This is a genomic window from Massilia sp. YIM B02769 (assembly GCF_030411995.1).
Classification (GTDB): domain Bacteria; phylum Pseudomonadota; class Gammaproteobacteria; order Burkholderiales; family Burkholderiaceae_D; genus Telluria.
On sequence record NZ_JASNRC010000022.1, the window covers coordinates 40,721 to 47,198 of the forward strand.

Sequence of the window (6,478 nt, forward strand, 5' to 3'; positions counted from 1 at the left end):
TGTCAGGCGCTCTAAACCGGGCTTCCGCGCTCACGCGTGTAAATGCCGACCGCCTTGCCGTATAGCTCGGTGCCCGCTTCAAAGCTTAGGCCCAGGCGCCTGGCAACGCGCAGCGATGACTCATTGGCTGCAGCGATGAGCGCCCGGACTTTCGGTTCGCGCCGGACTTCAAGCGCATGGTGCAAGACTGCCGCCGCCGCTTCGTTCGCGAATCCCTGGCCCCAGAAGGCACGGTAGGTATTCCAGCCCAGCTCCATCACGGTGGATTCCTCGCGAAAGAACGCGCCAATGCTCCCGACGAGTCGTCCCGTTTCCTTTTCCTCGACAGCCCACCATCCGGCGTCATCCAGGAGCCACAGCCCTGCCTGGGAACAGAAGATGCGCCATGCGGCAGGGCGGTCGGCCGGGACCAGATGGGCCGCGCTGACCGGGTCGGCGCAATGCGCCGCGAATGCGTCGAAGTCTTCCCGACGGTATTCGCGCAGCAGGAGCCGTTGCGTCTGAAGGATTGGAACGGACGTGATGAACTCGGTATTCATGCGCTGGATTCCCTATGCAGTGTGCTGGCGAATGCTTGATACTCCCGATATGCCATGGTTGCGCTTCTATGCCTGATTCATCGTGATGAAACGCGTTTTGCAAAAAATGGCATTCTGGATCCAGCTTCAGTCCATCCGGATCCTCGGCAATCTGCGAATATTCAGACGGGTCTCGCGGTGGCCTGATTGGCGGTGCCGGCGCGAAGCCTACAAACGCCGCCATGATCAGTACGCCGAGCCAGTGAAACCGCTCTTTCCAACTCTGTGGCGCGAGAATCGCATTCGAGGAAGGCTCTTTGTTTTCGTTATCCAATGAGAAGATCGCTTTCGTTTGCGTGCCGATGCGTCCGGCTCTACAGCAGCCAATCTGGCAATCTTCTACACCATTTCAAGGGCGGCGGCCGATCAATAACAGTTCAATGATTTCCATTTGTCGTCGAGTGATGATGCACATCACGTGCAAAAAATCAGCGCGCGGACTCCGACATCCAGGCGCCGATCACAACGCCAATCGCGCATCCAATCGCTACACCAAGATAAATCCCAGTGCCCATGGATGTGCGGTTTTTCTTGTCGGGTGAACCGTTCATGGCATTCCTTTATTTCGAAACCAAAAGGCCGATCCCGGCCGATAGAAGATGAGCCAGCATAGCATGCGGCCAAGTCGGGAAAATGCGCGAAGTGTCACTTTAGAATGGCTAATTGCATCAGAAAGGAACGAGACAGCCTCATCGCATCCTGTCCCTTTTATTTGCTTTCCGTGCTGCGAAATCGTTCACTTGTCGCATAACGATGAATTTGGGAAATTGAACATTTATAGTAAGCCTCAATTCCCACATTCTTTGGAGTTACCATGCTGATTCGAACGATTGCTGCCCTCGCAGTATGTGCACTTGCCGCGACATCGCCCGCATTTGCCTCCGATAACCTGGATACCATCGTGACAACCGCCATGGCCGCTTCCAAGGTGCCGGCGCTTGGCGTTGTGGTGATGCGGGACGGAAAAATCACCGAGCAGGCAGTGCGTGGCGTGAAGCGTATCGACCAGCAGACGCCCGTTGGCGGCGACGATGTCTGGCTCATCGGTTCCACCGGCAAGGTGATGACGGTCGCCATGGTGGCAAGGCTGGTCGAGCGTGGCGTCCTTTCCTGGGATGCGCCCCTGGAAGCCATGCTGCCCGACCTGGCGCAGGAAATGCGTCCGGAATACCGGAAGGTCACCCTGGTGCAGCTGCTGTCCCATCAGGCTGGCCTGCCGCGCGACTTGCAGGATCTGGGCTCGGCGGAACAATTGTTCACGGAGTCGCAGCCTTTTCCCCGCCAGCGCCTGAGCTATATCGCAAAAGCCCTGAAGGACAAGCCGGACGCCGCGCCCGGTACCGCCTTCGGCTACAGCAATACCGGCTTCCTAGTGGCCGCCGCGATTGCGGAACGCGTGACCGGGGAGAGCTACGAAAACCTGATGCAAAAAGAGGTGTTCCAGCCGCTGGGAATGCGCAATGTCGGTTTCGGGAACACGCACGACGGCCAGAACCGCGGGCATCAGGCCGGCAAGCCGATGCTGACGATGCGCACATTCGACGATGGCGCGCCGCCCATGTTCGGGCCTGCCGGCTTCCTTCACATGAGCCTGGGCGACTGGGCCCGCTTCAACCTGGACCAGCTGGCGGGCAGCAAAGGACAAGGGAAATTGCTGACGCCTGCTTCGTATCGCCTGATGCAGACCGCCCAACCCGGCCGTCCCGCGGGTCTCGACTGGGGTGTGCAGGCTTCGATAGCCGGACGCCAGGGGCCGGTCCTCGTGCACCAGGGCTCGGATGGCAACTGGCTTGCCATGGCCGTCCTCTTTCCGGAACAGGGAAGCGGCGTTCTGGCGGTCGCCAACGCGGGACCCGACATGGGCGCCGACAAGGTGTTGACCACCGTGCTGGGCACCCTGTTTCCAAGCCTGAGTCCCGCCAGGCAAGCCGTCAAGTGACGTGGTGACGGATGATGCGCCCGGCCCCGGCAATGCGGATCATTCGCGGCTGAGGGCGGTCTTTGCGGTGGCAAGCTGCGCTGGTCGTTCAGTGGCGCAGCCGGCTCCACCAGCCCGCCTTTTTCTCCGCCTTTTGCAGCACCTCCGGCTCCAGCCGCCAGGCCCCGTAGGGATTATTGAACAGCGAGTCCGGCCCGTAATCCATGGCCGGCGCGGTGCGCACGCGGTACACCGGCGCGCCTTCGCTGACCGAGAAGGTGTGCCCGTCTTCCAGCACTGGCCCCTGCGCGAACAGGTAGTGGGTGAAGGTGCGCAGCAAATCGGCGGCCTCCTGCAAGTCGCCATCGGGCGGCGTGACGATCGCTTCCGGCAAGCCAAAGTTGTGCATGCCGCAGGAATACACGTCGCGTCCGGTGACGTAGACCACCAGCGCCCGGTGCGCGGTCTGCAGGTGCAGCTGTTCGCACAGTTCGGTCCAGTAGGCCGGGCCATGGGCGATGCCGGTGCTTTCCACCTTCACGCCCAGGCCGCCGGCATCGACCAGGGCCGCCGCTGCCCGCATCATGGCTTCGGCCGCCTCGCGCGAGCCGCCCTTGCCGGTGAGGTAGACCACCGAGGCGTGGCGCGCCACGTCCATCATCGCCTCGGACTGCGCCCAGTGCGGGCCAACCGCGACAAACGCCGCCGGCACGGCCGGGTCGGCGCCTTCGAACACGACTTCGCAGGTGAAGCCGGTCTCGATTTCCAGCAGCAGGTGGCCGGCGTACACATAGCCCGCGTCGCATTCCGAGACACTGTGTACCAGTTCCTCGCGGCTGGCCCAGGGGCCCGGAATGCACAAGACCAGTTCGGGCGCGTCGCTCATCGTTGTTCTCTCGTGGTTCCCGTGTGCCTGGACCGCCATCGTCAACCCTCCGCCGCTTTAACCGCTTCGGCCGCCTTGCGCATGCTGTCCAGGGTCGCATTCGGCGTGATCAGGTTGCCGTCGTAGCGCAGTTCGATCAGCGCCGGCAGCTTCTTGCCGTTGGCATGCTCGATGGCGCGTGCCAGGGCCGGCGCGAAGTCGGCGGTCTTCTCGACGATTTCGCCATGCCCGCCATAGGCCCGCGCCAGCGCCGCGAAGTCCGGGTTGTGCAGCGTGGTGCCGGACACGCGGCCCGGATAGGTCTTCTCCTGGTGCATGCGGATGGTGCCGAACATGTTGTTGTTGAAGACCAGGATCACGACGCCGGCGCCGTACTGCACCGCGGTGGCCAGTTCCTGGCCGGTCATCATGAATTCGCCGTCGCCGGCAAAGGTGACCACGGTGCGCGAAGGATCGACGATCTTCGCCGCCACGCCCGAAGGCACGGCATAGCCCATCGCGCCATTCGTCGGCGCCAGCTGGGTGCGCATGCCGCCGTAGCGCCAGAAGCGGTGCGCCCAGCTCGCGTAATTGCCGGCGCCATTGGTGATGATGGTGTCGCTTGGCAGGGCGGCCTGCAGGTCCTGCACCACCTGCCACAAATCGAGCGGGGCCTGGCCATCCTGGAAGATGGGCGGCTGCGCCTGCCAGGCGGCGAGGTCGGCTCGGGCTTCTTCCACGGTGTGGCGCCAGGCGCCGCTGTCGACCGGCGCCATCGCGGCCAGCATGGCGCAGGCTTGCGGGGCGCCGCTGGCGATCATCAGCTCGGCCTGGTAGACGCTGCCCAGTTCCTCGGGGTCGTTGTGGATGTGGACCAGGCGCTGTTTCGGCAGCGGCGAATCGAGCAGGGTGTAGCCGCCGGTGGTCATCTCGCCCAGGCGCGGGCCGATGGCGATGACCAGGTCCGCATCCTTCACGCGCGCGGCCAGCTTCGGGTTGATGCCGATGCCGACGTCGCCCGCGTAGTTCGGGTGCGCGTTGTCCATCAGGTCCTGGAAGCGGAAGGTGCAGCCGACCGGCAGCGCGTTTGCTTCGGCAAACGTCGCCAGGTCGGCGCAGGCCTGCGCATTCCAGCTGCCGCCGCCGAGCAGGACGATAGGCTTCTTCGCCTCGGCCAGCATGGTACGCAGCGTAGCAATCTGACTCGGTGCCGGCGCGGCCTGCACCGGCTGGTAGCGGCGGGTGTCGGCTACTTCGGCTTTCGCCACCAGCATGTCTTCCGGCAGGGCCAGCACGACCGGACCCGGACGGCCGCTGGTGGCCACCTGGAAGGCGCGTGCGATGTATTCGGGAATGCGGTCGGCGCGGTCGATCTGGGCCACCCACTTCGCCATTTCGCCGTACATGCGGCGGTAGTCGATTTCCTGGAAGGCTTCGCGGTCGACGAAGTCGTTGCCGACCTGGCCGATGAACAGGATCATCGGCGTGGAATCCTGGTAGGCCGTGTGCACGCCGATCGAGGCATTCGTGGCGCCCGGGCCGCGCGTGACGAAGCAGATGCCGGGCTTGCCGGTCAGCTTGCCGTAGGCCTCGGCCATGAACGCCGCGCCCCCTTCCTGGCGGTTGATGGCGAAGCGGATGCTGGAATCGTGCAGCGCATCGAGCACGTCGAGGTAGCTTTCGCCGGGAACGCCGAAGGCGATCTCGACGCCGTGGACGTGGAGCGCGTCGACCAGGATCTGGCCGCCGGTGCGGGAAGGGTGCGTCATGTCTCTGTGGTCCTTGTTGGTTTCGCCGGTTGCAAGGGTTCGCCGGGTATCGAAATATTCTATGTCAGCGGCAAAAGATGGGCTTTTCAAATGGCGACACCGATTTTCAGAAATGTTGGGCGGACAATTTTGCATGGCATGCAATATGGATGGACGCTCGTATTTGCTCAGGATAAACTTGCCTAAATTACATATTGACTTCATCGGGGAAGCCATGCAGAGACGTCAGATGCTGTTGTCCACGCTTGCGCTGCTGGGCAGCGGCGGCGCCGTGGCCGCCGGGCCGGGCGCGCCGGTTGCCGTCTACGTCGTGCCGCTCGACGACGTGCCGGAAGCCTTGTCGGCCACCGTTGCCCATGCGCTGGCGCGCCAGCTCGGCATCCGGGTACGAGCAGGGATGCGGCTGCCGCCGCTGCGCATTCCCGTGCTGCCGGGCACCGGCCAGGTTGCCGGCGAAGCGCTGCTGGAACGCGCCGCCCGCGCCAGTGCGCGCCTGCCGGGGCTGCGGCCGGCGACCTATCGCCTGTTCATCACCGCACGCGACATCAATGCGCAATCGGGCGGCTTCCGCTACCAGTTCTCGATGCACAGCCCGAACCTGCGCTGCTCGGTGGTGTCGATGGCGCGCCTGTTCGAACTGGTGGACGGCGAGCCGCGCCTGACCAACCGCACCGGCGAACGGATGGTCAAGCTGGCCAAGCGCGCGGTGGGTGAACTGCACCTGGGCTGGCAGCGTTCGACCGATCCGGATGACTTGATGTATGCGCCGCTGATGGGGCTGGAGGAGCTGGATCGGATCGGGAACGAGCATCGCGAGGAGAAACCGGACGAACCTGCGCCGGATATCCAGCGCAAAAGCCGCGCGTTGATCGAGGTGTGAACGTGCCGGACCTGAGGCGGCATGGTTTCAAGTGGTGCAACGCAATCGCTTCTTTGTCCGGCATTGCCTGGGCCTACGCCGCGTATCGCTATGACTGGCTGAATATCGGCGGCGGCGAAATCGCGTTCAAGGAATTCTGGATCGCCGCCAGCGGCGTCGTGCCGTGCATGGCGCTCGCGGTCTGGCTGGCGGCCTTGGTCCTCGTTGCCCTGCAGGACCGGCGGCGCGCGCTTCCGGTTGTAAGTCGCATGTTGCGGATGGGCGCGACGCTCGCGATCATGCCAACCTCGCTGTTCGTCGCCGACTGGTTCTTCCATATCGGTTTCGGGGTATCTCCTGTGTAAGCCAGCCTGCTTGCGGGTGCATTGGCGCGCCGACTAGGCCACACTTACCCCCATCGGTTACAATGATGCCTGTGAAGCAGGCCAGACAGTCGCTGGCTGGCGCCGCAAGGCGCTGGCGGGAGGA

At 63.8% G+C, this 6,478-nt stretch carries 7 protein-coding genes; 3 read left to right on the forward strand and 4 right to left on the reverse strand.

The genetic code is table 11. From position 1 onward, the window contains the following. Positions 1–11 precede the first annotated feature (11 nt). Together QPK31_RS25270 and QPK31_RS25275 are read right to left on the reverse strand one after the other, a co-directional pair. Positions 12–539 carry a GNAT family N-acetyltransferase gene (locus tag QPK31_RS25270; RefSeq protein ID WP_290425657.1) on the reverse strand — a complete coding sequence of 176 codons (528 nt, stop codon included), beginning with the start codon at positions 537–539 and terminating at the stop codon, positions 12–14. Between the two features lie 467 nt (positions 540–1,006). Next, positions 1,007–1,129, reverse strand: coding sequence for a hypothetical protein (locus tag QPK31_RS25275; RefSeq protein WP_290425658.1), 123 nt, complete (start codon positions 1,127–1,129; stop codon positions 1,007–1,009). Between the two features lie 263 nt (positions 1,130–1,392). Here QPK31_RS25275 and QPK31_RS25280 point away from each other — a divergent pair, with 263 nt between their 5' ends. After that, positions 1,393–2,517: a serine hydrolase gene (locus tag QPK31_RS25280; RefSeq protein ID WP_290425659.1), complete on the forward strand. Its 1,125-nt coding sequence runs from the start codon at positions 1,393–1,395 to the stop codon at positions 2,515–2,517. Between the two features lie 88 nt (positions 2,518–2,605). Here QPK31_RS25280 and QPK31_RS25285 read toward each other — a convergent pair whose 3' ends face one another. Then, positions 2,606–3,382 (reverse strand): DUF4261 domain-containing protein, encoded by a 777-nt coding sequence (locus QPK31_RS25285; protein WP_290425660.1) that lies wholly within the window; start codon positions 3,380–3,382, stop codon positions 2,606–2,608. A gap of 41 nt (positions 3,383–3,423) precedes the next feature. Beyond that, positions 3,424–5,130 carry a thiamine pyrophosphate-binding protein gene (locus QPK31_RS25290; RefSeq protein WP_290425661.1) on the reverse strand — a complete coding sequence of 569 codons (1,707 nt, stop codon included), beginning with the start codon at positions 5,128–5,130 and terminating at the stop codon, positions 3,424–3,426. Between the two features lie 214 nt (positions 5,131–5,344). On the opposite strand from QPK31_RS25290, the gene QPK31_RS25295 reads away from it, so the two are divergent. Together QPK31_RS25295 and QPK31_RS25300 are read left to right on the forward strand one after the other, a co-directional pair. Then, positions 5,345–6,010 carry a hypothetical protein gene (locus QPK31_RS25295; protein ID WP_290425662.1) on the forward strand — a complete coding sequence of 222 codons (666 nt, stop codon included), beginning with the start codon at positions 5,345–5,347 and terminating at the stop codon, positions 6,008–6,010. Positions 6,011–6,012: 2 nt separating this feature from the next. Next, on the forward strand, positions 6,013–6,354 hold the full coding sequence (locus QPK31_RS25300; RefSeq protein WP_290425663.1) for a hypothetical protein: 342 nt from the start codon (positions 6,013–6,015) through the stop codon (positions 6,352–6,354). Positions 6,355–6,478 lie beyond the last annotated feature (124 nt).

Excerpts from the sequence above, each read along its gene's own strand:
- QPK31_RS25270 (WP_290425657.1), bottom strand. The coding sequence starts at position 539 with ATGAATACCGAGTTCATCACGTCCGTTCCAATCCTTCAGACGCAACGG.
- QPK31_RS25275 (WP_290425658.1), bottom strand. The coding sequence starts at position 1,129 with ATGAACGGTTCACCCGACAAGAAAAACCGCACATCCATGGGCACTGGG.
- QPK31_RS25280 (WP_290425659.1), top strand. The coding sequence starts at position 1,393 with ATGCTGATTCGAACGATTGCTGCCCTCGCAGTATGTGCACTTGCCGCG.
- QPK31_RS25285 (WP_290425660.1), bottom strand. The coding sequence starts at position 3,382 with ATGAGCGACGCGCCCGAACTGGTCTTGTGCATTCCGGGCCCCTGGGCC.
- QPK31_RS25290 (WP_290425661.1), bottom strand. The coding sequence starts at position 5,130 with ATGACGCACCCTTCCCGCACCGGCGGCCAGATCCTGGTCGACGCGCTC.
- QPK31_RS25295 (WP_290425662.1), top strand. The coding sequence starts at position 5,345 with ATGCAGAGACGTCAGATGCTGTTGTCCACGCTTGCGCTGCTGGGCAGC.